Source organism: Pseudomonas alloputida (assembly GCF_021283545.2).
Lineage (GTDB): Bacteria > Pseudomonadota > Gammaproteobacteria > Pseudomonadales > Pseudomonadaceae > Aquipseudomonas > Aquipseudomonas alloputida.
Genome location: NZ_CP128540.1, coordinates 3,467,318 through 3,490,058, shown reverse-complemented (window position 1 = coordinate 3,490,058; position 22,741 = coordinate 3,467,318). Strand labels below are relative to the sequence as shown.

Below are 22,741 nucleotides of genomic sequence, written 5' to 3'. Positions count from 1 at the left end.
TCAGCGCCGGGCCGACAACTGCTGCGGTGCCAGAAACGCATCATGGAAGTAATTGCGCACCGCCTGCATCGCCGGGCTGAATGCCCGTTCCCGGTGCCAGGCCAACCCCACGCTCATCGGCGTGACCGGGTCGCTGATGGTCACCGTCTCGATGCGCTTGCCCTCCAGCGACCACGGCCGGTGCACCAGGTCCGACAGGATCGCCACTCCGCTGCCATTGGCGACCATGCTGCGCACGGCCTCCACCGAGCTGGTGCGCACCCTTACGCTTGGCCGTTGCCCGGCCTGCTCCCAGTAGCGCATGGCACTTTGCTCGGCCTCATCCACGGTCAACAGTATGAACGGCTCACAGGCCACCTCGGCCAGGCTCACGGCCGATCGCTCGCACAGTGGGTGATGCCCGGGCAGCCACAGCCGGCGCTCGGAGTTGAACAGGGTTTCCGAGACGATGTCGGGGTGGGTGAGGTTGGCGGTGAGCACCACCGCCATGTCGAAACGCCCCTCCAGCAGGCCTTGCTCGATGGCGCTGCGCTCCTGCTCGTACAGCTCCAGTGTCACGCCCGGATGCCAGTGCTCCAGGCGCTGCAAGTGGTGCGGCAGGAAGTAGCCGATCACCGTGTAACTCGCCGCCAGGCGCAACAGGCCACTGGCACGCACGTCCGGAAGCGGGCTGTTCAACGCATCGTCGACACTGCGCAGGATGACGTAGGCACGGTTCAAGAAGTGCCGGCCGGCTTCGGTCAGGCTCATGCCTTGGGCCGAGCGCTGGAACAACAGCACGCCGAGCATCGCTTCCAGCTCCTTGATGGCCGTAGTGACTGCCGACTGGGAGATGTTCAGGTGGATCGCCGCTTGCGAGATCTGGCCGATTTCAGCGGTGGCAACGAAGTAGCGGACCTGGCGCAGGGTGAGTGACACGGTAGGCTCCCGGGGTATCTGTTTTTCAGAAGGTACCCCATCTGTTTATAGATCTTCCCAAGGGGGTGCGGAGAATCTAACGTGGCTTGCATGCAGTCACAAGTGCCAGGAGACGCGGTCATGCAAGCAGTGGATTTCAACTCGGACATGGGTGAGGGCTTTGGCCCGTGGACCATTGGCGATGGCGTCGACAATGAGCTGATGGGTTACATCAGCAGCGCCAACATCGCCACTGGTTTCCATGCCGGCGACCCCGGCACCATGCGCCGCACCGTCGAGCGCGCCAAGGCACTGGGCGTCGCTGTGGGGGCACACCCGGGGTTCCGTGACCTGGTCGGCTTTGGCCGCCGGCATATCAATGCCTCGGCGCAGGAACTGGTGGACGACATGCTCTATCAATTGGGCGCGCTGCGTGAAATCGCTCGTGCCCAGGGCGTGCGCCTGCAGCACATCAAGCCGCATGGGGCGCTTTACATGCACTTGGCGCGTGACGAAGAAGCGGCGCGCTTGCTGGTGGAAAACCTGCGGGTGATCGAGCCCGAGTTGCTGCTGTACTGCATGCCGGGTTCGGTGATCTGCCGCATTGCCCAGGAACTGGGGCAGCCGGTGATTCGCGAGTTCTATGCCGACCGCGAGTACGACCTGAGCGGGTCGATCGTGTTTACCCGCAATGTGCGTGGCTACGAGCCCCAAGCCGTCGCCGAGCGGGTACTGCGTGCTTGTCGCCAAGGCGTTGTGCGCACGGTCGAAGAGCAGGACCTGGCGATCGAATTCGATTCCATTTGCCTGCACAGTGACACCCCGGGCGCGCTGGACCTGGTCGAGGCCACGCGCAAGGCACTGGATGCGGCCGGCATCGTGGTGCGGGCACCGCGCTGAACCCGTCAGGCATCCGGCAAACCGACAAGCCGGAGCCCGTGCCTTTTGTTTTCGCCTGCCTTTCTATAAAGATTCCAAGAAAAGGAACTGTCATGGCCGAACCGCTTGCTACAACCCCGATCCGTTACAGCTTCGGCGCCGACGAGCACCTGTTTGCCGAAGTCAGCGAAAGCATGTCGCTGGAGGCCTTTTTCAAGGGTATGGCCGTCACCCGTGCGGTGGAGCGCATGGCCCTGGATGGCGTGCTTGATGTGTGCCTGGCCAATGCGTCGTTCCAGGTCCGCTTCGACCCGGACCGTATCGCCCCCGAGGCACTGCTCGAAGCCGTGCGCGGCGCCGAGGCGCAGGCGGTGGCCGAGCGTTCGTTGCAGACGCGGATCATCGAGATCCCGGTGCTGTACAACGACCCCTGGACCCATGAAACCCTGATGCGCTTTCGGGATCGCCACCAGGACCCGACCAGCACAGACCTGGAGTACGCCGCGCGCATCAACGGCCTGGCCGATGTCGAGGCCTTCATCGCCGCCCACAGTGGCGCGCCATGGTTCGTATCGATGGTCGGCTTTGTCGCCGGCCTGCCGTTCATGTTCCAGATGGTCGAGCGCGAGCGGCAGCTGCAGGTGCCCAAGTACCTGCGCCCCCGTACCGACACGCCCAAGCTCACCCTGGGCCATGGCGGCTGCTTTGGTTGCATCTACTCGGTGCGCGGGGCCGGGGGCTACCAGATGTTCGGCGTCACCCCGGCACCGATCTACGACCCACAGCAGACCTTGAATTACCTGAAAGAGCACATGGTGTTCTTCCGCCCAGGTGACATCGTGCAGTTTAAGCCTATCGACCGCCGCACCTACGACCAGGCGGTGGCGGAAGTGGAGGATGGCTGCTTCGACCTGCGCATTCGCCCGGTGGCGTTTTCCCTGGACGCCTTCCTCGCCGACCCGGTCGGCTACCCCAAATCGTTGCAGGAGGTGCTGGCATGATCAAGGTACTCAAACCGGGGCTGTCCACTTCTGTACAGGACCTGGGCCGCGAAGGTTACTACCACCTGGGTATCCCACCGTCCGGCGCACTCGACCAGTACGCCTTGAGCGCAGCCAATCACCTGGTGGGCAACCCGGCCGGCGCTGCGGGCCTGGAGTGTGCGCTGGTGGGGCCGGAGCTGGAGTTCCAGCAGGACGCACTGGTCGCTGTGTGCGGTGCGCAGATGCCAGCGTTGCTCGATGGCCGCGAGCAGCGCCCGGACACTGCGTTTGCCGTGCGGGCGGGGCAAGTGTTGCGTTTCGGCTTTCCAACAGCGGGCGCCCGGGCCTACCTGGCAGTGGCCGGAGGCATCGATGTGCCCGAGGTACTGGGTAGCCGGTCCACCTACGCGCTGGGCGCGTTGGGTGGCTTTCATGGGCGCAAACTGATGGCGGGCGACCTGCTGCCGGTCGGCGTGCCCAGCGGCAAGACCCGTGCCGGTGCAAGCTTGCCCATGGCCCTGCGTCAGGCCCTGGGGGGGGAGGTGGTGTTGCGGGTGGTGCCTGGGCTGTACTTCCACCGCCTGACCGAAGCTGCAGCGCAACGTTTCTTCACCGACGCCTGGACGGTTGGCTCCGAAGCGGACCGCATCGGTTATCGCTACAAAGGCGGCAGCGCCTTGAGTTTCCAACCGCGCGAGCAGCCGTTCGGTGCGGGGTCGGACCCCTCCAATATCGTCGACAGCTGCTACCCGATCGGATCGATCCAGGTGCCGGCAGGGTTGGAACCGATCATCCTGCATCGCGATGCAGTGTCGGGGGGCGGCTACGCCATGATCGGCACGGTGATCAGCGCCGACCTCGATCTGATCGGGCAGATGCAGCCCAACCAGCAGGCGCGGTTCCTGCCGGTGAGCCTGGAGCAGGCACTGGAGGCACGGCGTTCGTACAAGAAGAAGCTGGCCTGCCTGGCCAGGCTCTTCAGCTGAGCATCATGTTTTCGCTGTAGCCGCTGCCTTGCGTCTCGACGGGGCCGCAACAGGCTCCGCAGCTACACCGAGCGCGCAGGCTTGCTGATGGTCTTGCCGGTTTGCGAGGCCACCTCAAGGGCTTGGCCGTCTCGCTGTTTGCCTTGGCGCGCCAGGCCTTCAAGCTGCGGTATCAGCATGCCTTCCGGCAAATGCCGCCAGAACCGCCCTGGCATGTGCAGGCGCAAGGCATCCGGGTTGAGGCGGGCCGGGTTGAAGGTGTGGCGGTAGTAGGTGCGCCAAAGTTCGGCGCCGGGGTCTTCGGCGTTGCGGGCCCACTGGCGCCAGGGCTCGGGGCACTGTCGCTGGTAGTCGAACGACTGGCCGTCGAAGCGAATGCCATCCTGTGGCGTGGCAATCAACCAGCGCAAACGCCCCAGACGGTCGGCGAAGTGGGCGCTGGCACTGTGCAGAATGTCGTGTGCCGGCTCGTGATAGGCCACCAGATCCAGCTGCAAGTGCTCAGCCAGTTCCTCTGGCAACGGCACGAAGCGTACAAACGCGTGCAAGTGATGCGCCTCGCGGGTTACCTGCTTGATGCGCCGTTGCAGCTCACTGCCCAGCCGGTCACCGGCCAGCATTGCCGTGCGGTCGCCATGGGCGACGCGCCACAGCACTTCATACAGCAGGTTCCAGCGCTGCTCGCCACGGTAGCGAGAGGCCTGCTCCAACTGGCTCAGCAGTGCGGCCGGGACTTTGGCCCGGAAAGGGCCCGGCCCGTCAGGCGGCGCTGCCGGCACGGCCAGCACGGCCAGCAGGTCCGCCATCGGGCCTTGCGACCAGGTGACTTCCGACGGGTCGATGCCATGGCTCAACAACCCCCGGGCCTGCTCGCGCCAGGTGGCGAACAGGTCGTCGCAGTCGAGTGCGATCACCCCCATAACCCCATCTGCACGGGCGCTGGCGGCTCACTCAAGCGCGCTCGCAGCAAGCCGCTGCGCAGCTCGGCCTGGGCGGGTCGGTAGTCGCTTGTAACGATGAACGGCCGTGCCTTGTCCAGCACGCAGCGCAGCTGGATCAGGTCGTCATAACGGATGCGCCGCTCCCGGCGCAGGGCGACCAGACGCTGTACGCTGCGCAGGCCGATGCCGGGGATACGCGCCAGTAGCGCAGGTTCGGCGCGGTTCACGTCCAGCGGGAACACGTCGCGGTTGGCCAGCGCCCAGGCCAGCTTGGGGTCGATGTCCAGTGCCAGGTTACCGCTGTGGCCCAGCAGCTCGCCAGCCTTGTAGCCATAGCCACGCAGCAGGAAGTCGGCTTGATACAGGCGGTGTTCGCGCAGCAGCGGTGGTGCGGCGAGGGGTACGCTGCCGGGGCTGTCGGGGATCGGGCTGAAGGCAGAGTAGTACACGCGCTTGAGGCCGTAGCCCTGGTACAGCGACTCGGCATTGCGCAGCAAGGTACTGTCGTCGGTGCTGTCGGCGCCGACGATGACTTGGGTGCTCTGCCCGGCCGGGGTAAAGCGCGGCGCCCTGGGCTCGTTGGCCACGGCCTGCTGGCCCTGATGAATCACGCCCATGGCCTGGCGAATGGTGTGCCCTTGCTTTTCTGGCGCCAGGCGCTTGAGGCTGGCGTCGGTGGGCAGTTCGATGTTGACGCTGAGGCGGTCGGCCAGGCGCCCGGCCTCTTCTATCAGCAGCGGGTCGGCATCGGGGATGGCCTTGAGGTGGATGTAGCCGCGGAAGCTGTGTTCTTCGCGCAACAGCCGGGCCACACGGATCAACTGCTCCATGGTGTAGTCCGCCGAGCGGATGATGCCGGAGCTGAGGAACAGGCCGCTGATGCAGTTGCGCCGGTAGAAGTCCAGGGTCAGGCGCACCACTTCCTCGGGGCTGAAGCGTGCGCGCGGCACGTTGCTGGAGCGGCGGTTGACGCAGTACTGGCAGTCGTACAGGCAGAAGTTGGTCAGCAGTACCTTGAGCAGTGATACGCAGCGGCCGTCCGGGGTATAGCTGTGACAGATACCCATGCCGTTGGTGGCACCCAGGCCGTCAGCGCCGCGCGAATTGCGCTTGGGCGCACCACTGCTGGCGCAGGAGGCGTCGTACTTGGCGGCGTCGGCAAGGATGCCGAGTTTGGCGATGAGTTGCATGGTGGCTGACCTGCGATACTGAGTATTCATACAGTATTTTGAGATGTGGCCGATTGCAAGTGTTTGTGCGTCGTCATACCCGACTAAACGCGTCGGCTAAGCTTGTGGCTGAACCACGGACAGCAACGAGGCGCGGGAGAGGTTATGAAGATCACCATCAAGCCAAAACTGGCGATGGCCGGGCTGGCCTTGGCCATCGGCATGCTCAATGCCCAAGCGGCGGAAACCCGAAAGGTCGATGTGCTGCTTGTGGGCGGCGGCATCATGAGTTCTACCTTGGCCGTGTGGCTCAACGAGCTGGAGCCCGGCTGGTCGATGGAAATGGTCGAGCGCCTGGACAAGGTGGCCGAGGAGAGCTCCAACGGCTGGAACAACGCCGGCACCGGCCACTCGGCCCTGGCGGAGCTGAACTACACCCCGGAAAAAGACGGCAAGATCGACATCAGCAAGGCAGTTGAAATCAACGAGTCGTTCCAGGTAACGCGCCAGTTTCTCGCCTGGCAGGTCAAGCAGGGCGTGCTGAAAAACCCGCATTCGTTCATCAACACCACCCCGCACATGAGCTTTGTCTGGGGCGATGACAATATCCGCTTCCTGAAGAAGCGCTACGAGGCGCTGCAGGCCAGCCCCCTGTTCAAACCCATGCAGTACTCCGAAGACCACGAGCAGATCCGCAAATGGGTCCCGCTGATGATGGAAGGCCGCGATCCCAACCAGAAGCTGGCCGTGACCTGGACGCCGATCGGCACCGACGTCAACTTTGGCGAGATCACCCGGCAGTATGTGGGTTACCTGCAGACGCGGCCGAACTTCGATCTCAAGCTGTCGAGCGAAGTGCAGGACATCACCCGTAACGACGACGGTTCCTGGCACGTCGAGTACAAGAATCTGAAGAATGGCAGCAAGGCAGCCACCGATGCCCGGTTCCTGTTCATCGGCGCTGGCGGGGCGGCACTGCCGCTGCTGCAGAAGTCGGGTATCGACGAGGCCAAGAACTATGGCGGCTTCCCGGTCGGTGGCTCGTTCCTGGTCACTGACAACCCGGCTATCGCCCAGCGCCACATGGCCAAGGCCTATGGCATTGCCGCAACCGGTGCGCCGCCCATGTCGGTGCCGCACTTGGACACCCGGGTACTTGATGGCAAGCGCCTGATCCTGTTTGGGCCGTTTGCCACCTTCTCGACCAAGTTCCTCAAGCAGGGCTCATTGCTTGACCTGCTCGCCAGTACCAGCGTGCACAATGCCTGGCCGATGGTGCGGGTAGGGGTACGCGAGTTCGACCTGGTGCAGTACCTGATCGGGCAGGTGCTGCAATCGGACGATGACCGCTTCGAAGCGCTGCGCACCTACTTCCCCGAGGCGAAGAAAGAAGACTGGCGGCTGTGGCAGGCGGGCCAGCGGGTGCAAATCATCAAGAAAGACGAAGCGTTGGGCGGCGTGCTCAAGCTCGGTACCGAGGTGGTGACGTCCAGGGACGGCAGTATCGCCGGCTTGCTGGGGGCCTCTCCCGGTGCGTCGACCGCTGCGCCTATCATGCTCGATGTGTTGAACAAGGTGTTCAAGAACAAGGTGGCGTCGCCCGAGTGGCAGGCCAAGATCAAACAGATCATCCCGTCCTATGGCATCCGCCTGAACGACCACCCGGATCAGCTAGAGAAGGAGTGGGCATATACCAACGAGGTGCTGCAGCTTGAGCCGCCTGTCAGTCCGCAGCGCCCTGAGTCGATAAGGCCGGCTGACAGCCAGGGAGTGGCCAGCCGGTAATCATTGCCGTCAAGCTGGCGCAATCTTGCCACGTCCGATGCCGTAGTAAGCCAGCCCTGCCGAGGCCATGTGCTCGGGTTCGTACAGGTTGCGGCCATCGAACACCACCCGGTCGGCCAGCTGCTGCGGCACCTCGTCCAGGTTGAGCACACGGTAGTCCTGCCATTCGGTGACGATCACCAGGGCATCGGCGCCCCGCAACGCATCGTCCTTGCAGGGCACCAGTTGCAGGTCGGCACGCGGGCCGTAGTGGCGCCGGATTTCTTCCATGGCCTGAGGGTCGTGAGCCTGCACCCGCGCGCCCGCGGCCCACAGTGCTTCCAGCAGGACCCGGCTGGAAGCTTCGCGGATATCATTGGTATTGGGCTTGAACGACAACCCCCACAGGGCAAACACCTTGCCCCGCAGGCCGCCGGGGTAATGGCGCTGGATCTTGCTGAACAGCCGGCCCTTCTGCTGCTCGTTGACCGACTCTACTGCCCGCAGCAACTGTGTCTCGAAGCCTTCCGCCTCGGCACTGTGGCGCAGGGCTTGCAGGTCTTTGGGGAAGCACGAGCCGCCAAAACCGCAGCCGGCGTAGATGAAGTCGTAACCGATGCGCGGGTCCGAGCCGATGCCACGGCGCACCATTTCGATGTCGGCCCCCAGGTGCTCGGCCAGGTTGGCGATTTCGTTGATGAAGGAAATCTTGGTGGCCAGCATGCAGTTGGCTGCGTACTTGGTCAGCTCGGCACTGCGCGCGTCCATGACCATGAACTTTTCGCGGTTGCGGTTGAACGGCAGGTAAAGCTCGCGTAGCAACTCCACTTCGGCCGCTTCTGCGCCGCCGATGATGATGCGCTGGGGGCGCATGCAGTCATCCACCGCAGACCCTTCCTTGAGAAACTCCGGGTTGCTGATCACCTGGAAGCGGCTGGTATCGGCCACGGCCTGGGCGATGCGTGCCTTGATGCGGTGTACCGTACCCACCGGCACGGTGGACTTGTTGACGATTACTTTGGGCCCGTCAGCGTGTTCGAGGATGCTGTCGACCACGGCGAAAACGTGCTTCAGGTCGGCGCTACCATCGGCTTGCGGCGGAGTACCGACGGCAATGAACTGCAACCGGGCATAGTTGGCAGCCGCTGCGGCATCCGTGGTGAAGCGCAGCCGACCGCAGGCGAGGTTCTTCTCCAGCAGCGGCGCAAGGCCGGGCTCGAAGATCGGGCAATGGCCTTCACTCAGGCTGGCCACCCGATCGGCATCGACATCCATGCACAACACCGAATGGCCTACCTGGGCCAGGCACACTGCCTGGGTCAGGCCGACATAGCCGGTTCCGAAAACCGTGACCTTCATTTGACAGCTCCTTGATAGGAAAGCTGAAAAAAAATGTCACATCGTTGTTTAGGAATTGTGACCTGAGGGAAATGCTCGTGGGCCATATGGCCGTTATTCCACGTCGCCCAGGCAGAGCATCTAAACTTACTGACAGCTCGCGGTAGCGTGTTGTACCGCGAACGAAAACCCTTGAACCGACCACCGCCTTCCCGGAGCGGACGTCCCTCGTTGGCGATGGCCTTCTTGCAGAGGAGGGCAGGTCATGGACGAGGCAAGGCTTCACGATTTCATGGGCAAGCTGGTGGGCGACATGGGCGCAGCGGCGACGCTGGCCAATGTCATTCTCGGCGATGAACTGGGGCTGTACCGGGCCATGGCCGACAGCCAGGCGGTCACCCCTGAGCAACTGGCGGAAAAGACCGGCTGCCACCCGCGGCTGGTGCGAGAATGGTTGAATGCCCAGGCGGCATCGGGCTACATGGTCCATGACAAGGGCCGTTTTGTGCTGCCTGAAGAACAGGCCATGGCCCTGGCGCTGGAGGACTCCCCGGCCTACATGGCCGGCGGCGCGGCAGTGGTGGCGGCGCTGTTCCATGACAAGGACAAGCTGGTAGCCGCCATGCGCGGCGATGGCGGGTTGGCCTGGGGCGATCACCACCCGTGCATGTTCAGCGGTACCGAGCGCTTTTTCCGGCCGGGGTATCGCACCTTCCTGGTTGCGGATTGGCTGCCGGCACTGGAGGGTGTGGTGGCCAAGCTGCAGGCGGGCGCCAAGGTGGCGGACGTGGGCTGCGGTCATGGTGCCTCGACGCTGGTGATGGCGCAGGCGTTTCCGGCGTCGACCTTCGTGGGGTACGACTATCATCAGCCTTCAATCGTCACCGCCAACGCGCGTGCACGGGAAGCGGGGTTGGAGGGGCGGGTGAGCTTCCAGCAGGCCAGCGCCAAGGAGTACCCGGGGCATGATCATGACCTGGTGTGCTTCTTCGATTGCCTGCACGACATGGGTGACCCGGTCGGGGCAGCCAGGCATGCCTACCATGCTTTGAAAGCTGATGGCACGGTCATGCTGGTGGAGCCATATGCCGAGGACTCGCTGGAGGGTAACCTGACACCGGTCGGGCGCTTGTTCTATGCGGCGTCGACGTTTATCTGCACGCCCAATTCGTTGTCGCAGGAAGTGGGACTGGGGTTGGGTGCGCAGGCCGGGGAGGCGCGATTGCGGGCCGTCTTCGAGGAGGCGGGGTTCAGCCGCTTCCGGCGCGCGACGCAGACGCCGTTCAACCTGATTCTGGAGGCCCGCAAGTAGAGCGTGATCTTGCGCCGGCCTCTTCGCGGGCTTGCCCGTTCCCACAGGTTACGTGCTTGTTTCAGGGCTGTGGCGATCCTGGACCTGGAAAGCAGAAGGGGTCCTGCATGGCACCCCTTCTGTTTGTCGCTTAGGCTTCAGCGTCCCAGGGACGATCGCCTTTTTCATCTTTGACGCGGGTCGGCAGGCCCATCACGTCCAGCGCCTTGAGGAACGGCTCGGCTGGCAGCTCCTCGACGTTGACCATGCGCTTGGCATCCCACTCGCCACGAGCGACCAGCAGGGCAGCGGCCACTGGCGGTACACCGGCGGTGTAGGAAATGCCCTGGCTGTCGGTCTCGGCGTAGGCTTCTTCGTGGTCGGCCACGTTGTAGATGAACACTTCGCGCGGCTGGCCATCCTTGGTGCCTTTGACCAGGTCGCCGATGCAGGTCTTGCCGGTGTAGCCAGGGGCCAGCGAGGCCGGGTCTGGCAGTACGGCCTTGACCACTTTCAGCGGTACCACTTCCAGGCCTTCGGCGGTTTTCACCGGTTGCTCGCTGAGCAGGCCCAGGTTTTTCAGAACAGTGAACACGTTGATGTAGTGCTCGCCGAAGCTCATCCAGAAGCGCACGTTCGGGACGTTGAGGTTCTTCGAAATCGAGTGAACTTCATCGTGGCCGGTCAGGTACAGGTTTTGCGAGCCTACCACTGGCAGGTCGTCGGTACGCTTGACCTCGAACATGGTGTTGCTGGTCCACTGGCTGTTCTGCCAGCTCCACACTTGTCCGGTGAACTCGCGGAAGTTGATTTCCGGGTCGAAGTTGGTGGCAAAGTACTTGCCATGCGAACCGGCATTGACGTCGAGAATATCGATCGAATCAATGCTGTCGAAATACTGCTGCTGCGCCAGCTTGGCGTAGCTGTTCACCACACCCGGGTCGAAACCGACGCCGAGAATGGCGGTAATGTTCTTTGCCTGGCACTCTTCGAGGTGTTTCCACTCGTAGTTGCCGTACCACGGTGGGGTCTCGCAGATCTTGCCCGGCTCTTCGTGGATGGCGGTGTCCAGATAGGCGACACCCGTATCGATGCAAGCACGCAGCACCGACATGTTGAGGAAGGCGGAACCCACATTGATCACGATCTGCGATTCGGTTTCGCGGATCAGCGCCTTGGTTGCCTCGACATCGAGGGCATTGAGCGAGAAGGCCTGGATGTCGGCGGGTACCTTGAGGCTACCCTTGGCCTTGACGCTGTCGATGATGGCCTGGCATTTGGAGATGTTCCGTGACGCGATGGCGATACGACCCAGTTCGTCGTTATGCTGCGCGCACTTGTGGGCCACCACCTTGGCGACACCTCCTGCACCAATGATAAGAACGTTCTTCTTCAATTTACCCTTTGCTCCTTACTTGAAAGCCGGTCTTACGACAGGCTGGAAACGTAGTCTTCGAAACCGAACTCGCGGACGACTTCGACGCTGCCGTCGAGCTGCTTGACCACGATGGAAGGCATCTTCAGCCCGTTGAACCAGTTTTTCTTGACCATGGTGTAACCCGCCGTGTCGATGAACGACAGGCGATCGCCAATGGCCAGCGGACGGTCGAATTGGTACTCGCCGAAGATGTCACCGGCCAGGCATGACTTGCCGCAGACCATGTAGGTATGCTCGCCGTCATTGGGGGCCATCTTGGCGTTGAGGCGGTAGATCAGCAGGTCGAGCAGGTGCGCTTCGATCGAGCTGTCGACCACGGCCAGGTGCTTGCCGTTGTACAGGGTATCGAGCACGGTCACTTCCAGCGAAGCGCTGTTGGTGATGGCGGCTTCGCCCGGCTCCAGGTAAACCTGCACGCCGTATTTTTCCGAGAACGCCTTCAGGCGCGCGCAGAAGGCGTCTACTGCATAGTCTTCACCGGTGAAGTGAATGCCGCCACCAAGGCTGACCCACTCGACCTTGTGCAGCAGGTGGCCGAAACGCTCTTCGATGTGCGTGAGCATCTTGTCGAACAGGCCGAAGTCACCGTTCTCGCAGTTGTTGTGGAACATGAAGCCGGAGATCTGTTCGATCACCTGTTCGATCTTCGCCGGGTCCCATTCGCCCAGGCGGCTGAACGGGCGGGCCGGGTCGGCCAGCAGGTAGTCGGAGCTGCTGACCTGCGGGTTGACGCGCAGACCACGCACCTTGCCTTCGGACTGTTCGGCAAAGCGTTGCAGCTGGCCGATCGAGTTGAAGATGATCTTGTCGCAGTTCTCAAGCATCTCCTCGACCTCGTCGTCGGCCCAGGCCACGCTATAGGCATGGGTTTCGCCGGCGAACTTCTGGCGGCCGAGCTTGAGCTCGAACAGGGAGGACGAGGTGGTACCGTCCATGTACTGCTGCATCAGGTCGAACACCGACCAGGTGGCGAAGCACTTGAGGGCGAGCAGCGCCTTGGCACCGGAGTGTTCGCGCACGTAGGCGATCTTCTCCATGTTGCTGAGCAGCTTGGTTTTATCGATGAGGTAATACGGCGTCTTGATCATTTAAAGGCCCCCGGCCAGGCCGGCCAAAAAAAGGACACGCATTGTGCCTTCACTTGCCGCAGACCGAAAGGGCGGGATACGCATTTCGTCAGGGTTGACGCTATTGCGAGGGCTTTTTCGGTTGCGGCGAGCCTAGTAGATCAGGTGCATGTGACTGTCGTAATCACCCCCGACAGATGGCAGCTTCAGTCTGCCTGCTGCAGCCAGGCCTGGATCTGCTCCAGTGTTGCGGTAGCGCCACCACAGACCACCACCAGGACATTGCGCAAGGCGCCCAGAGCCTTGGCATCATAGGCCACTGCCAACGCCGCCCCGCACGCGGGCTCGACCAGCACACGGTGGTCCAGCAAGAACCGCTCACAGGCCTCCAGCGCTGCGCGATCGCTGACCAGATGGCTGTGCACCGGATGCTGCTGCACGCACATCAGCGCCTGATCAGCCACACGCTTGGCCCCCAGCGACGTCGCCACCGAGGCGATGCGCTCCAGCTCCACCGAATGCCCAGCCTGCATGGCCGCATGCAGCGACGCCGCGCCCTCGGTTTCTACCGCCAGCACAGGCACATCGCCCCAGCCATTGCGCTTGAGCCCCTCCACCACGCCACTGAGCAAGCCGCCCCCGCCGACTGACAACACCACCGCGTCCGGCTTCAGGCCGGCCTCGGCCACTTCATCCACCAGGCTGGCATGCCCGGCCCACAGCAGTGGGTCGTCGAATGGGTGGATGAAGGCATCGTTCGGGCCTACCAGTGTCTGTGCCAGGGCGTTGGCCTCTTGCCAGGAACTGCCTTGCACCACCACCTTGGCGTCTTCCAGGTGCAGCAACTGCTTGGCCCGTTCGGTGGTGGTTTCGGGTATCACCACGGTCACCGGCACCCCCAGCTTGCGTCCGGCATAGGCGACTGCCAAACCGGCATTGCCACCTGACGAGGACACAAAGTGCCGGGCGCCACGCGCGTGGTGTACCTCGCAGGCGTGGCCTACACCGCGCAGTTTGAACGAACCGCAGGGTTGCAGGGCGTCGAGCTTGAGCCAGATATTACGACCGGCCGCCAACGACAGCGGGCGCGACTCGATCAGGGGGGTATGAATGTGCAAGGTCATTGGCTGGCTCCGCGTAGTTGCTCGAGGTAGTTGTAAATGGTGTAGCGCGTCACGCCGAGGGCGCTGGCAGCCTTCTCGACGCCGCCCTTGACGATGAACAGGCCGCGCTCCTGCATGACGCGCACGGCCTCGACCTTGGCCTGTTTGTTCATCCGCCCCTGGCCGCTGCGCTGCAGGGCGGCCTGGATGATCTCGCTCATCAGCAGCTCCATGTCGGCAGGTTCGTTGACCGCAGGTATGGCCCCCAGCGGCTGCAGCTGCTGGAGAAAGTTCATGGCAGCATCCAGGCCGGTGACGTCGGTGTTGACGCACAGGCTGGCGAACGGGTGGCCGCTGCTGTCACGGAAGATTGCCGTGGCACTTCGTAGCGTGCGGCCTTTGAGCGTAGTGGGGTAATCGGGCAGCACCACCGGCTCACGGCCGTGCTGGTCGGCCGAGGCCTGCATCAGTGCCTTGAAACCCTGGTCCTGCTCCGGTGCGGCAAGGATCGGGCTGCCCACGCTGCGGCCGGAAAGATGCCCGTTGACGATCGCCACCACCGAGTGTTCGGGGTGGTCAAGGTCGTGCAGGAGTATTTCCATGTTGCGTGCGGCAACGCTGCCCAGTGCCTGGATCGCGGCCTTGAGCACGGTGAGGGTGAGTTGGCGTTCTTCGCTGGGGGGGATAGGCATGGCAGACCGCAAAATCAACTGTTTGTGCATTTTTACACATATAGTTGAAATTCGCGATCTGCTTTCGCGGGCCCTGTAAGACTCAGCCGAGCGCCGGCGTGCGCGGCGGAACCATCCGGCGCGAGCCGGTGGCCTCGAACGCGGCAGCAAAACTCAGCAGCGCGTTGTCGCTATAGGCCTTCCCGGCAAAGGTCAGCCCCACCGGCATACCGATATCGGCCATCACGCCCATCGGCACGGTCACGGTCGGCACGCCCAGGTGACGGATTGCCAGGTTGCCGTTGGCTACCCAGACACCGTTGCTCCAGGCGATGTCCGCCGATACCGGGTTGATATCGGCATCGGCCGGGCCAACGTCGGCTACGGTGGGGAACAGCACCGCGTCCAGGCCCAGCTTGTCCATCCAGTCTTCCAGGTCCAGCTTGCGGGTCTGCTCCAGGCCGCGCAGGCCGTCGGGCAGGGTCTCGATCTGGTCCCAGGTCTTCAGGCCACGTTTGGCCATGTTGACGTACTCGTCCATGCCGGCAGCCAGGTCGTCTTCACGGTTGGGCAGGGTGCCCGGGTCGTGGGGGAAGATCTTCAGCCCGTCGACATCGGCCAGGCGATTAAGCTTGGGGTCATCGTTGGCGCGCAGGAAGTCGTCAAAGGCCCAGCCCGACAGTTCCCACAGTTCGTCATGCAGGAATGCCTTGCTGACGATGCCACGGTTGTACACGGTCGGCGCACCTGGGCGGTCGCCTTCGCAGTTGGACACCAGCGGGAAGTCCACTTCCAGTACTTCGGCACCCGCCGCTTCCAGGGCCTGGCGTGCTTGTTGCCACAGGTCGATCACCGTGGCGCGGGTGTTGATGCGTTGGCCGGTCGGCCCGCCGATGCCTGGCTTCTCGGCGGTGCCCGCTTCGGGATCGGCATTTATATACATGCGTGGGACGCCAAAGCGCTTGCCCTTGAGCGCGCTGGCATCTACCGCCAGTTCAAGGTACGACGCTGGGCGTACCGTCGAGGCAGCGGGGATCGGCACCCACGGCTGCAGGCGCCACAGGTCGCCGCGCTTGTCGGCGTCATCGGCTACCACCACGTCGAGGATTTCAAGGAGGTCGGCCATGGTGCGGGCATAGGGCACCACCACGTCCATGGTCGGCGTTAGCGGCCAGTTGCCACGCACCGAAATCACCCCGCGCGACGGGGTGTAGGCGCACAGGCCGTTGTTGGACGCCGGGCCACGGCCGCTGGACCAGGTTTCTTCGGCCAGGCCAAAGGCGCTGAAGCTGGCGGCGGTGGCGGTACCGGCACCGTTGGACGAGCCCGAGGCGAAGGGCGCGGTCAGGTAGTCGGCGTTGTACGGGCTTTCGGCGCGGCCATAGACGCCGCGCTGCATGCCACCGTTAGCCATGGGCGGCATGTTGGTCTTGCCCAGGCACACGGCACCAGCGGCGCGCAGGCGCTCGATGGTGAAGGCGTCGCGCTGGGCGACCAGGTCCTTGAAGGCAGGGCTGCCGGAGGCGGCAGTCAGGCCTTTGACCAGGTAGCTGTCCTTGGCGGTGTAGGGGATGCCGTCCAGCGGGCTAAGCACCTGGCCCTTGGCGCGGCGGGCATCGGAGGCCTCGGCTTCTTTCAGCGCCTCCGGGTTGCGCACCACTACGGCGTTAAGGGCAGTGGCCGTGTCGGCGCCATCGTAGGCGTCGATGCGCGCCAGGTAGGCCTTGACCAGCTCGACCGCCGTTGTGCGGCCCGTCTCGAGCGCGTCGCGCAGCTCGGCAATGGAAACCTCGGTTACCTCGATCATGCGTTCACCAAAAAATGTGCAGGTGGGGGCTAATGCGAGGAGTGTACAAGAAGGGCTTGGCGGACGCAGGTTTGCGCAGGGGCAAATGGTTTTATGCAAGGGGGCATTGTCGGGGGCATTCGCAGGTATTGCACAGCCCATTGTGGGGGCGGCCTTTCAGTCACCCAAGGGCCGCTCCCACACGGTTTGCGTCAACCTTCCAGGTCTGCGGCGCTATGGCGCTCCGGCACCTGGCTGTGTTCATCTCCCCAGGTACGGTTCACGCGTGTACCGCGCTGCACAGCAGGGCGCAGGGCGATGTCCTCGGCCCAGCGCTGTACGTTCGGGTACTCGTCAACCGCCAGGAACTGCGCGGCGTCATACAGGTTGCCGCGCACCAGCTGGCCATACCACGGCCACACGGCAATATCAGCGATACTGTATTCCTCGCCGCTCAGATAACGGCTTTCGGCCAAGCGGCGATCAAGTACGTCCAGTTGACGCTTGGCCTCCATGGTGAAGCGGTTGATGGCGTACTCGAACTTTTCCGGTGCATACACGTAGAAGTGGCCAAAACCACCGCCCAGGTAAGGCGCCGCCCCCATCTGCCAGAACAACCAGTTCAGGCATTCGGTGCGCGCAGCCGGCGATTTTGGCAGCAAAGCACCGAACTTCTCTGCCAGGTACAGCAGGATCGAGCCTGACTCGAACACCCGCACCGGCGGCTCCACGCTGCGGTCGAGCAGGGCAGGGATCTTCGAGTTGGGGTTGACCTGGACGAAGCCACTGGAAAACTGATCACCCTCGCCGATGCGGATCAGCCAGGCATCGTATTCGGCACCGGCGTGGCCGAGGGCAAGCAGCTCTTCAAGGGCAATGGTGACCTTGACGCCATTGGGCGTGGCCAGGGAATACAGCTGCAGCGGGTGCTTGCCCAGCGGCAGGTCCTTGTCGTGAGTCGGGCCGGCTACCGGGCGGTTGATGCTGGCGAACTGGCCGCCGGAGGCTGCGTCGTTGCGCCAGACTTTGGGTGGCACGTAGGCAGGCTTGCTCATGCATGAATCTCCTTCAAAGGCGCGAAAACGGTCACGTGAAAACCTTGACCTGCATCTATGCCACGGGTTCGACGCAATGCGCAAATGCACAGGGTGCAGGCGCAGCTTGCATGACGGCGGTTTCATCCAGTTTTCATCCGGCACAACGCCGGCCGGTTTTATGCTGGGTTATCCCTTCGTCCTGCAAGGAACCGCTGGCCGATGACCCTTGCACGCTGCGTGTTGGCGCTGGTCCTGCTCGGCGGCCTGTTGGCCCGCGCCGAGGCCGCGCCGTGGGTTGCCGGCCTGCACCTTATGACCTTGACCGACCCGGTCGATAGCCGCCCGATGCAAGCCCTGGCGTTCTACCCGGCCGTTGGCAAAACCCGTATCAGCCGTATAGACGGGTATCCCGTCGACGTGGCCGAAGAGGCGCCCGTCGCCATGGGGCGATTCCCGTTGCTGGTACTGTCTCACGGCAATACGGGCAGCCCACTGGCCTTGCATTACCTGGCCACGTCGCTGGCGCGGCAAGGGTTCGTGGTGGTGGCGGTGGTGCACCCGGGGGACAACGTGCGCGACCACAGTCGCCTTGGCACCCTGAGCAATCTTTATGGACGGCCGTTGCAAGTCAGCGCGGCGATCACCGCAGCGCGTGATGATGCAGTGGTCGGGCCTTATCTGAATGACGGCAAGGTGGGTGTGATCGGCTACTCGGCCGGCGGAGAAACCGCGTTGATCCTGTCTGGCGCACGCCCCGACCTGGAGCGTCTGCGTCAGTACTGCCTGGAGCGTCCGCATGACGCAGACGCCTGCAAGACCCACGGCATACTGATTGCCGACCGCAGCGAACTGGCGCCCGAGACCGACCCGCGAGTGGGGGCGGTCATGTTGATGGCGCCGCTGAGCCTGTTGTTCGGGCGCCATGCGCTGGCCGGGGTGCAGGTACCCGCACTGATCTACAGTGGCGACAGCGATCAGCTTGTGGCCGTAGACCGTAATGCCGAGGCCCTGGCCCGCAAACTGCCGGTCACACCGGACTACCGCCTGTTGGCCGGTGCCGGGCATTTCGTATTCATGGCCCACTGCGATGCCGAGCAGTACGCGCGAATGCCGGCGCTGTGCAAGGACGCCGACGGCGTCGACCGCCGGTATATCCATCATTCGCTGCAGCGAGAAACGGCAGCGTTCTTCAGCCAGGCGCTGGGGTCGCCAGCGCCGGCTGAGCGTTCAGCTGCGACGGGCGCGCCGCGCCAGCCACAACGTTAGGCCGACCCCGGCCAAGGCGAGCAGGGCAGCCACGCAGAAGATCGAGGCATACCCCAGGTGTACCGCCACGGCGCCCATCACCGGGCCGGCAATGGCCAAGGCCATGTCGAAGAACACAGCATAGGCACCCAGCCCTGCGCCGCGGCTGCTGCTGGGGACTTGCTTGATCGCTTCCACGCCCAATGCCGGGTAAACCAGCGACAGCCCGAAACCGGTCAGCCCGGCGCCAACCAGCGCCCAGGGCGGCGAGGGCGCCAGCCACAGAAGGCTCAGGCCGAGCACTTCGGTGGCCATGCAGGCGACCGCCACGTTGTACCCACCAAAGCGGTTGACCGCGTTGACGAACAGCAGCCGCGAAATGATGAAGCACACACCAAACGCACTCAGGCACCAGGCCGCGCCGGCCCAGCCGCGCTCGAGGTAATACAGGGTGACGAAGGTGGTCAAGGTGCCGTAGCCGATCGAGGCCAGGGTCAAACCCAGGCCACACGGGGCAACCCGGCCGAACGCCGACCAGAAGGGCAGGCGCTCGCCGCGTACCACGACCACGTCGGGGCGCTTGCGAAGCACCAGCAGGGCAAGGGTTGCCAGCACCAGCAAAGCCGGCCCCAGCACGCTGAAGTCCAGCCCGTCCACGGCCAGAACGCCAACTGGCGCACCGATGGCGATCGCGCCATAGGAGGCGATACCGTTCCACGAGATGACCCTGGCAGTGTGCTCGGGGCCGACCTGGCTGATGCCCCAGCTCAAGGTGGCCACGCCGATCAGCCCTTGGGCGATGCCCAGCAGCAAACGTCCACCGAGCAGCAGTGCCAGGCTCAGCAGCGGTAAGGTGAGGGTCCAGGCTGACAGCAACGTCAACACCCCGCAACCGGCAATCCCCAGCAAGCCAAAGCGGATGGCCTGTTTCCCTCCCAAGGTGTCCGCCACCCTGCCTGCAAACGGGCGGCTCAGCAGCGTGGCCAGGTACTGCAGGCCAATGGTTACACCGGCGATCACTGCGCCAAAGCCGAGCTGGTCGTGCACATAGCTGGGCAGCACCGCAATCGGCAGGCCGATGCAGAGGAAGGCAATGAAGGTATAGAAAACGATCGACAGGATCTGCAGGGTGATGTGCAGCGTGTGACTGGCGGGGGCTGGTTGTTGCGCGGTCATGGGCTCTTTCGCGGGCGGGCGGTTGGGCGTGGTCCCATCATGGCCGTTGCGCGAAGGAAAAGACAGCAGGCTAACGAATTATTCGTCGGGCCGTGCCGGTCGGTGGGATGGGGATGTACTCTTCGCGGGCTTGCCCGCTCTCCCAAGGCCCCACAAGCGTCCAATACCTGTGCGGTCCCTGTGGGAGCGGGCAAGCCCGCGAAGAGGCCCGGCCATCCGAGATGGCCAGGCCGTCCCATCAATCAGACCAGCACACCCTGGCTACGCAGGTAGTCATCGTAGGTACCGCTGAAGTCCACCACACCATCGGCCGACAGCTCGATGATGCGCGTGGCCAGCGACGACACGAACTCGCGGTCGTGGCTGACGAACAGCAGGGTGCCCGGGTAGTTTTCCAGCGCCAGGTTCAGCGCTTCGATCGATTCCATGTCCAGGTGGTTGGTCGGCTCGTCCATCACCAGCACGTTCGGCTTCTGCAAAATCAGCTTGCCGAACAGCATGCGACCTTGTTCACCACCGGAAATCACCTTCACCGACTTGAGGATTTCGTCGTTGGAGAACAGCATGCGCCCCAGGGTGCCGCGGATAACCTGCTCACCAGAGGTCCACTGGCCCATCCAGTCGAACAGGGTCATGTCGTCTTCGAAGTCGTGGGCGTGGTCCTGGGCGTAGTAGCCCACTTCGGCGCTGTCGGTCCACTTCACCGAGCCCGCATCCGGGGTCATCTCGCCGACCAGGGTGCGCAGCAGGGTGGTCTTGCCAATACCGTTGGGGCCGATGATCGCAACGCGCTCGCCCGCTTCGACGGTGATGTCGAAGTTCTTGAACAGCACCTTGTCGTCGAAGGCTTTGGCCATTTTCTCGACCACCACCGCCTGGCGGTGCAGTTTCTTCGCCTGTTCGAAACGAATGAACGGGCTGACGCGGCTGGACGGCTTGACCTCGGCCAGCTGGATCTTGTCGATCTGCTTGGCACGAGAAGTGGCCTGCTTGGCTTTGGAGGCGTTGGCCGAGAAGCGGCTGACGAAGGTCTGCAGCTCGGCGATCTGGGCTTTCTTCTTGGCGTTGTCCGACAGCAACTGCTCACGCGACTGGGTGGCCGCGGTCATGTACTCGTCATAGTTGCCCGGGAACAGGCGCAGCTCACCGTAATCCAGGTCAGCCATGTGGGTGCAGACGCTGTTGAGGAAGTGCCGGTCGTGGGAAATGATGATCATGGTGCTGTTACGCGCCGTGAGGATCGTTTCCAGCCAGCGGATGGTGTTGATGTCCAGGTGGTTGGTCGGTTCGTCGAGCAGCAGCACGTCCGGGTCCGAGAACAGCGCCTGGGCCAGCAGGACACGCAGCTTCCAGCCCGGTGCCACTTCGCTCATCGGGCCGAAGTGCTGCTCCAGCGGAATACCCAGGCCCAGCAGCAGTTCACCGGCGCGGGACTCGGCGGTGTAGCCGTCCATTTCGGCGAATTCGGTTTCCAGCTCGGCGACGGCCATGCCGTCTTCTTCGGTCATTTCCGGCAGCGAGTAGATACGGTCACGCTCGGCTTTGACTTTCCACAGCTGGCCGTGGCCCATGATCACCGTGTCGATCACGGTGAATTCCTCGTAGGCGAACTGGTCCTGGCGCAGCTTGCCCAGGCGGGTATTCGGCTCGAGCATGACCTGGCCTGCGGACGGCTCCAGGTCACCGCCGAGGATTTTCATGAAGGTCGACTTGCCGCAACCGTTGGCGCCGATCAGGCCGTAGCGGTTGCCGTTGTTGAATTTGACGGAAACGTTTTCGAACAGCGGCTTGGAGCCGAACTGCATGGTGATGTTAGCGGTAGAAATCAAGTGCTTGTCCTGCGGGGGTTCCAGAGGTGTATTTAGGCCCTGTCGTCAGTCTTGGGCCAATTTTGGGCCAATTCGACTCGGGGCGGCAGCTTCTCCAGCTCCCTCCAGTCCGAGGAGGAGCTGATCCATTTCGCGTAGGTAGAGAGCAACATCTCGACGCTGTGGCCAAGCTGGCTCGCGATGAACGCGGGGTTCATCCCAGGCATCAGGCATAGGGTGGCGTAGGTGTGGCGGGTGTCGTACTGACGGCGTTCACGGATGTTCAGCGCCTTCAGCGCCGATTTGAAGTGGCGGATTGTAACACTTGGCTCGTTGATCCACAGCCCACCTTTGCTAGGTTGGAACACGAAGGGGCTAGTCAGGTGGGCCGACTTGGACGCCATGCGACGAAGGGTATCCATTCGCTGGGCCTGATTGATGGCGTTCAATGCGCGCTCGTTTAACAGGACCACCCGATGATGCTTGGTTTTCGTCTGGTCAGGTTTTCGCTTTGGATTGATCGCGGTCGGTTGTGATTATCAGCTTTCGACCTTTATCGGCCTCTCGTGAAAGAGTGTCTCCCCCCTCTATTGATAGCGTCGATTGGAAGCCATTGCTAAACAACGGAAGCAGTTGTATTCAAAACATCTAGTCTTGATGCTTGATAACAGCACTGCACCTGATAGGGAAATTGACTGAGTTGGCAATAAAACATTCGTGGTGAGCATCGTCATGCAGGCGTCTTGCAAGATCCAGATTTGACTGGCTGCTGATAATGACCTGAGGCCTCAACTCAGCGTCTTTGAAATGGCCCTTGCGCTGGCCATCCCCTTCAAGCATCCGGCCCACCGGGTAGTCGACATATTCCAAGACGTTCACGTTGTTGACTGCGCACAGATGAAGATACCAAAGCTTGTGGCAGGCCGAGATCGAGGCCAGCAACATGTCTTCAGGGTTCCAGCGTTCAGGGTCCCCGCGAAAGGCGGGGTCGGCAGAGCCAAGGATAGGTGCCTTGCCTGGAGCCTCCACGTTGAAGTCTCTCTGGTACGCCGTGTAACTGGCAGTGCCTTCACCTGTGTTACCTATCCAATTTACGGTGACAGCGTAATGGTGTTCTTTCATGGTCACTCCTGTGTCGAAAGATGGCCGGAAAATCTTGCCC

Annotated in this window: 20 protein-coding genes; 6 read left to right on the top strand and 14 right to left on the bottom strand. The window is 63.1% G+C overall.

Going from position 1 to position 22,741, the window contains the following annotated elements:
- A complete protein-coding gene (locus tag LU682_RS16050) occupies nt 1-918 on the bottom strand; it encodes a LysR family transcriptional regulator (RefSeq protein WP_010953821.1) in 918 nt (305 codons plus the stop codon).
- Between the two features lie 120 nt (nt 919-1,038).
- On the opposite strand from LU682_RS16050, the gene LU682_RS16045 reads away from it, so the two are divergent.
- The 3 genes from LU682_RS16045 to LU682_RS16035 all read left to right on the top strand — a co-directional run bounded on the left by LU682_RS16045 (nt 1,039) and on the right by LU682_RS16035 (nt 3,745).
- Complete coding sequence (locus tag LU682_RS16045; protein ID WP_060488946.1) at nt 1,039-1,797, top strand: 5-oxoprolinase subunit PxpA; 759 nt, start codon at nt 1,039-1,041, stop codon at nt 1,795-1,797.
- 92 nt (nt 1,798-1,889) lie between these two features.
- Nucleotides 1,890-2,777, top strand: a complete 888-nt coding sequence (locus LU682_RS16040; RefSeq protein ID WP_049586156.1) for a 5-oxoprolinase subunit B family protein — start codon at nt 1,890-1,892, stop codon at nt 2,775-2,777.
- On the top strand, nt 2,774-3,745 hold the full coding sequence (locus LU682_RS16035) for a 5-oxoprolinase subunit C family protein (protein ID WP_010953824.1): 972 nt from the start codon (nt 2,774-2,776) through the stop codon (nt 3,743-3,745). The genes LU682_RS16040 and LU682_RS16035 overlap by 4 nt, the downstream gene beginning before the upstream one ends.
- A gap of 62 nt (nt 3,746-3,807) precedes the next feature.
- On the opposite strand, the gene LU682_RS16030 is transcribed toward LU682_RS16035, so the two are convergent.
- Both LU682_RS16030 and LU682_RS16025 read right to left on the bottom strand, forming a co-directional pair.
- A complete protein-coding gene (locus LU682_RS16030; protein WP_010953825.1) occupies nt 3,808-4,665 on the bottom strand; it encodes a TIGR03915 family putative DNA repair protein in 858 nt (285 codons plus the stop codon).
- Nucleotides 4,656-5,876: a putative DNA modification/repair radical SAM protein gene (locus LU682_RS16025; RefSeq protein WP_020191325.1), complete on the bottom strand. Its 1,221-nt coding sequence runs from the start codon at nt 5,874-5,876 to the stop codon at nt 4,656-4,658. The genes LU682_RS16030 and LU682_RS16025 overlap by 10 nt, the downstream gene beginning before the upstream one ends.
- A 144-nt stretch (nt 5,877-6,020) precedes the next feature.
- On the opposite strand from LU682_RS16025, the gene mqo reads away from it, so the two are divergent.
- On the top strand, nt 6,021-7,640 hold the full coding sequence (gene mqo, locus LU682_RS16020) for a malate dehydrogenase (quinone) (RefSeq protein WP_010953827.1): 1,620 nt from the start codon (nt 6,021-6,023) through the stop codon (nt 7,638-7,640).
- Nucleotides 7,641-7,649: 9 nt separating this feature from the next.
- On the opposite strand, the gene LU682_RS16015 is transcribed toward mqo, so the two are convergent.
- Complete coding sequence (locus LU682_RS16015) at nt 7,650-8,978, bottom strand: UDP-glucose dehydrogenase family protein (protein ID WP_010953828.1); 1,329 nt, start codon at nt 8,976-8,978, stop codon at nt 7,650-7,652.
- 244 nt (nt 8,979-9,222) lie between these two features.
- Here LU682_RS16015 and LU682_RS16010 point away from each other — a divergent pair, with 244 nt between their 5' ends.
- Nucleotides 9,223-10,269: a class I SAM-dependent methyltransferase gene (locus tag LU682_RS16010; RefSeq protein ID WP_010953829.1), complete on the top strand. Its 1,047-nt coding sequence runs from the start codon at nt 9,223-9,225 to the stop codon at nt 10,267-10,269.
- 130 nt (nt 10,270-10,399) lie between these two features.
- Here the strand turns inward: LU682_RS16010 and LU682_RS16005 are convergent, their stop codons facing one another.
- From LU682_RS16005 to yghU, 6 genes are all read right to left on the bottom strand, one after another.
- Entirely contained in the window at nt 10,400-11,644 is a 1,245-nt protein-coding gene (locus LU682_RS16005) for a saccharopine dehydrogenase family protein (RefSeq protein ID WP_003248123.1), read from the bottom strand.
- Nucleotides 11,645-11,676: 32 nt separating this feature from the next.
- Nucleotides 11,677-12,774: a carboxynorspermidine decarboxylase gene (gene nspC, locus LU682_RS16000; RefSeq protein ID WP_003248125.1), complete on the bottom strand. Its 1,098-nt coding sequence runs from the start codon at nt 12,772-12,774 to the stop codon at nt 11,677-11,679.
- Nucleotides 12,775-12,959: 185 nt separating this feature from the next.
- Complete coding sequence (locus tag LU682_RS15995) at nt 12,960-13,877, bottom strand: serine/threonine dehydratase family protein (RefSeq protein WP_010953830.1); 918 nt, start codon at nt 13,875-13,877, stop codon at nt 12,960-12,962.
- Nucleotides 13,874-14,548, bottom strand: a complete 675-nt coding sequence (locus LU682_RS15990; RefSeq protein WP_049586315.1) for a helix-turn-helix transcriptional regulator — start codon at nt 14,546-14,548, stop codon at nt 13,874-13,876. Before LU682_RS15990 ends, LU682_RS15995 begins: the two co-directional genes overlap by 4 nt.
- 82 nt (nt 14,549-14,630) lie before the next feature.
- Entirely contained in the window at nt 14,631-16,334 is a 1,704-nt protein-coding gene (locus LU682_RS15985) for an amidase (protein WP_010953832.1), read from the bottom strand.
- Between the two features lie 191 nt (nt 16,335-16,525).
- Nucleotides 16,526-17,368 carry a glutathione-dependent disulfide-bond oxidoreductase gene (gene yghU, locus LU682_RS15980; protein ID WP_010953833.1) on the bottom strand — a complete coding sequence of 281 codons (843 nt, stop codon included), beginning with the start codon at nt 17,366-17,368 and terminating at the stop codon, nt 16,526-16,528.
- 201 nt (nt 17,369-17,569) lie between these two features.
- On the opposite strand from yghU, the gene LU682_RS15975 reads away from it, so the two are divergent.
- The gene (locus LU682_RS15975) at nt 17,570-18,616 is read left to right on the top strand and encodes an alpha/beta hydrolase family protein (RefSeq protein ID WP_010953834.1); all 1,047 of its coding nucleotides are present in this window, start codon (nt 17,570-17,572) and stop codon (nt 18,614-18,616) included.
- On the opposite strand, the gene LU682_RS15970 is transcribed toward LU682_RS15975, so the two are convergent.
- The 4 genes from LU682_RS15970 to LU682_RS15955 all read right to left on the bottom strand — a co-directional run bounded on the left by LU682_RS15970 (nt 18,578) and on the right by LU682_RS15955 (nt 22,701).
- Entirely contained in the window at nt 18,578-19,771 is a 1,194-nt protein-coding gene (locus LU682_RS15970; RefSeq protein WP_060488951.1) for an MFS transporter, read from the bottom strand. The two genes, LU682_RS15975 and LU682_RS15970, sit on opposite strands and share 39 nt — an antisense overlap.
- Before the next feature lie 242 nt (nt 19,772-20,013).
- Complete coding sequence (locus LU682_RS15965; RefSeq protein WP_010953836.1) at nt 20,014-21,600, bottom strand: ABC-F family ATPase; 1,587 nt, start codon at nt 21,598-21,600, stop codon at nt 20,014-20,016.
- Nucleotides 21,601-21,632: 32 nt separating this feature from the next.
- Complete coding sequence (locus tag LU682_RS15960) at nt 21,633-22,052, bottom strand: site-specific integrase (protein WP_010953837.1); 420 nt, start codon at nt 22,050-22,052, stop codon at nt 21,633-21,635.
- A 175-nt stretch (nt 22,053-22,227) separates the two neighbouring features.
- Nucleotides 22,228-22,701, bottom strand: coding sequence for an OsmC family protein (locus tag LU682_RS15955; RefSeq protein ID WP_049586314.1), 474 nt, complete (start codon nt 22,699-22,701; stop codon nt 22,228-22,230).
- Nucleotides 22,702-22,741: the final 40 nt, after the last annotated feature.